This is a genomic window from Lonsdalea quercina subsp. quercina, from assembly GCF_000688655.1.
GTDB classification, from domain to species: domain Bacteria; phylum Pseudomonadota; class Gammaproteobacteria; order Enterobacterales; family Enterobacteriaceae; genus Lonsdalea; species Lonsdalea quercina.
Genome location: NZ_JIBO01000033.1, coordinates 1 through 3,320 on the forward strand (window position 1 = coordinate 1; position 3,320 = coordinate 3,320).

A 3,320-nucleotide genomic window follows, 5' to 3' on the forward strand; every position below is an offset into this window, starting at 1 on the left:
GAAATGTATATTTTAAATTCCATTATAAAACAATAGGATAAAAGTTGGCATAGCCATTGCATTGTCAAGCGGGCGAAAGTAAAAACCGTTCAACAACAAGGAGCAAGACTATGCCAACCCCATGTTATATCAGCATTGAAGGGAAAACTCAGGGCAACATCACCGCCGGTGCCTTCACGTCCGACTCCGTCGGCAACATCTACGTGCAGGGCCACGAAGATGAAATGCTGGTGCAGGAATTCAAACACATCGTGACCGTCCCGACCGACCCGCAGTCCGGTCAGCCGTCCGGCCAGCGTGTGCACAAGCCGTTCAAATTCACCGTGGCGCTGAACAAAGCCGTTCCGCTGATGTACAACGCCCTCGCTTCCGGCGAAATGCTGCCGACCGTGACCCTGAAATGGTACCGCACCTCGGTTGAAGGCAAGCAGGAGCACTTCTTCTCCACCACGCTGACCGACGCCACCATCGTGGATATCGACTGCCAGATGCCGCACTGCCAGGACCCGTCCAAACTGGACTACACCCAGCTGATCCAGGTGTCCATGTCCTACCGCAAAATCGACTGGGAACACACCGTCGCCGGAACTTCAGGCTCCGACGACTGGCGTGTGCCGGTCGAAGCGTAATACCGACCACCCGGGCTGCGGCCCGGGTTTTTCCGTTGTATTCGGGTGTTGCGGCGTGGGCAGACCCAGGCCACAGCAAAAGCAAAAGCAAAAGCAAAAGCAAAAGCAAAAGCAAAAAGATAAAAGCACACAAGAGTACCGACCACCATTACGGCGGCATCGCAGGCGCACGGAGCCACACTCCGGGGCGTGCGGTAGCCGTGGCGTCAGGGAAAAAGGAGAGGGATAACGTGGCAAGCATGACCGGGCTTCAGTTTACCGTAACGATAGGCGCACTGCCGGAGAGCACCTTCTCGGTAGTGGATTTTCAGCTGGACGAGGAGCTGAACCAGCCCTTTGCGCTGGGGTTGTCGCTGGCGAGCGCGCTGCCGGCGGTGGACTTCGGCGCGGTGCTGGGCCAGCCGTGCGAGCTGCGGGTGNGGTACGAAGGCGAGCTGCAACGGCGGGTGAGCGGTATCGTCAGCGAGTTCGGTCAGGGCGACACCGGCTTTCGGCGTACGCGTTATCAGGCGGTGGTGCGTCCGGCGCTGTGGCGGCTGGGTCTGCGCACCAACGCCCGCATCTTCCAGGCGCAGAAGCCGGAAGAGATTATCAGCGTCCTGTTGCAGGAGGCGGGCATTACCGACTTTGCTTTTGCCCTGCGCAACGAGCACGCCCAGCGGGAATACTGCGTGCAGTACCGGGAGAGCGACCTGGCGTTTATCAACCGGCTGGCGGCGGAGGAAGGACTGTTCTACTTCCACGAATTCGAGGCGGGCAAACACCGGGTGGTGTTCGCGGACGACGCGGTGGCGCTGGGAAAAGGCCCGGACCTGTTCTTCAACCTCGCCAGTCAGGGCTTATCAGAAGGCGCGTACGTGCGCCAGTTCAGCTACCGGGAAGCGGTGCGCACGGCGGAAGTGGAGCTAAAAGACTACAGCTTCAAGACCCCGGCCTACGGCCTGNCGCACAAGAAGCTGGGCGAGGCGCTGGACCACCAGCGTGAAAGCTACCAGCACTACGACTACCCGGGACGTTTCAAGCAGGACCCGAGCGGCAAGGCGTTCAGCGGCCACCGGCTGGATGCGCTGCGCGCCGACGCGGTCACCGGACAAGGCGCGTCGAACTGCGCGACGCTGATGCCCGGCAGCGCGTTTACCCTGACGGAGCACCCGAACCTGACGCTGAACATCGGCTGGCAGGTGGTGAATGTCAGCCACACCGGCACCCAGCCGCAGGCGCTGGAAGAGGAAGGCGGCGGCGAGCCGACGACGCTGACCAACACGTTTGGGGTGGTGAAGGCCAGCACCACGTGGCGAGCGAAAATGCCGCATCGCCCGATGGTCGACGGCCCGCAGATTGCGACGGTGGTCGGTCCGGCAGGGGAAGAAATTTACTGCGACGAATACGGCCGGGTGAAGCTGCAGTTCCCGTGGGACCGCTACGGTTCGAGCGACGACCAGAGCTCGTGCTGGGTACGCGTCAGTCAGGGCTGGGCGGGCGGTCAGTACGGCATGATAGCCATCCCGCGCATCGGTCATGAGGTGGTGGTAAGTTTTCTGGAGGGCGACCCGGACCAGCCGATCGTCACCGGGCGCACCTATCACGCCACCCATCCCGCGCCGTATGAACTGCCGGCGCACAAGACCCGCATGAGCATCAAGAGTGCGACCCACAAAGGGGTCGGCTTCAACGAGCTGCGCTTTGAAGATCAGGCCGGGCAGGAAGAGCTGTTCCTGCATGCCCAGAAAGACATGAACACCGTGGTGCTGAATAACCGCAGCACCTCGGTCAACGTTGACCACAGCGAGAACGTCGGGCGCGACCAGACGCAGGTGGTGCAGCGCAATCAGACGGTGTCGGTACAGGGCGACCAGGTGACGGAAATTCAGGGGCAGCAGACCATCGCCGTGACCCGAAACCGCAGCACGGTGGTGAACGAGGCCGAGACGCTGCACGTCAAGGGCAACATCACCATTCAGTCGCGGGAAGGCAGCATCCAGATTGGCACCGGCAGCGGCTATATCCTCATCACTCAGGATGGCGACATCAATATCGTGGGCAAGCACATCGTACTCAACGGTACCCGCATCGATTTGAACTAAAGGACGGCAACAGCATGTATCAGATGAATGAAGGCACACTGGCGATCCCGGCGGACTGGCGCGACGAATCTCTCCATGTTTTTGTGCTGCCGGGCGACACCGCCAATCTGGTGGTCAACCGCACGCCGATTGAGTTCGGCCTGACGCCGGAGACGGTGTATCAGCAGACGCTGGAGCAGTTCGCCGCGCACCTGAAAAACTATGAGGAGCGCGCCGCCTGGGAACTCACGCTGGATGGCGAACCGGCGCGCGCGCTGGAGTACACCTGGCGCTCGACGGAGGGGCCGATGCATCAGGTGGTGGTGATGCAGGTGCGCGGTCAGCGGCTGCTGACGTTTACCGTCACGGCGGCGGTCTGAGGGTTCGTCTGCTGGACAACGGCGCAACGGCATTTATCCCGGCCTCATTCATCCATGCCGTCCGCGACGAACTGGTATGCAGTCAAGAAACCGGAACCGTCACTATCAAAGGTGAGGTGGTCTACCGCCAGAGCGACAAGCTGGACGTGATGTTGAAAGAAGTGCGTCTGGAGACGCGCAGCATCATCGCCAAACCGGCAGCCTAACTCGCTACGACGCCATCAGGGCCACCTGATGGCGTCAGCTCC

At 61.1% G+C, this 3,320-nt stretch carries 2 protein-coding genes and 2 pseudogenes; all 4 read left to right on the plus strand.

All coding sequences use genetic code 11. From position 1 onward, the window contains the following. The first annotated feature begins 110 nt into the window (after positions 1–110). Complete coding sequence (locus tag RZ35_RS16835) at positions 111–629, plus strand: Hcp family type VI secretion system effector (RefSeq protein ID WP_026744348.1); 519 nt, start codon at positions 111–113, stop codon at positions 627–629. 230 nt (positions 630–859) lie between these two features. Beyond that, positions 860–2,713 (plus strand): type VI secretion system Vgr family protein, encoded by a 1,854-nt coding sequence (gene tssI / locus RZ35_RS16840; protein WP_026744349.1) that lies wholly within the window; start codon positions 860–862, stop codon positions 2,711–2,713. Between the two features lie 14 nt (positions 2,714–2,727). After that, positions 2,728–3,066: pseudogene (locus tag RZ35_RS16845) on the plus strand (DUF1795 domain-containing protein); the annotation flags it as partial. Then, a pseudogene (locus RZ35_RS17575) lies at positions 3,045–3,278 on the plus strand (S1 RNA-binding domain-containing protein); the annotation flags it as partial. The pseudogenes RZ35_RS16845 and RZ35_RS17575, both read left to right, overlap by 22 nt. Positions 3,279–3,320 lie beyond the last annotated feature (42 nt).

Bases quoted from the DNA above. Each gene is read 5' to 3' on its own strand.
- RZ35_RS16835 (WP_026744348.1), top strand. From the start codon at position 111: ATGCCAACCCCATGTTATATCAGCATTGAAGGGAAAACTCAGGGCAAC.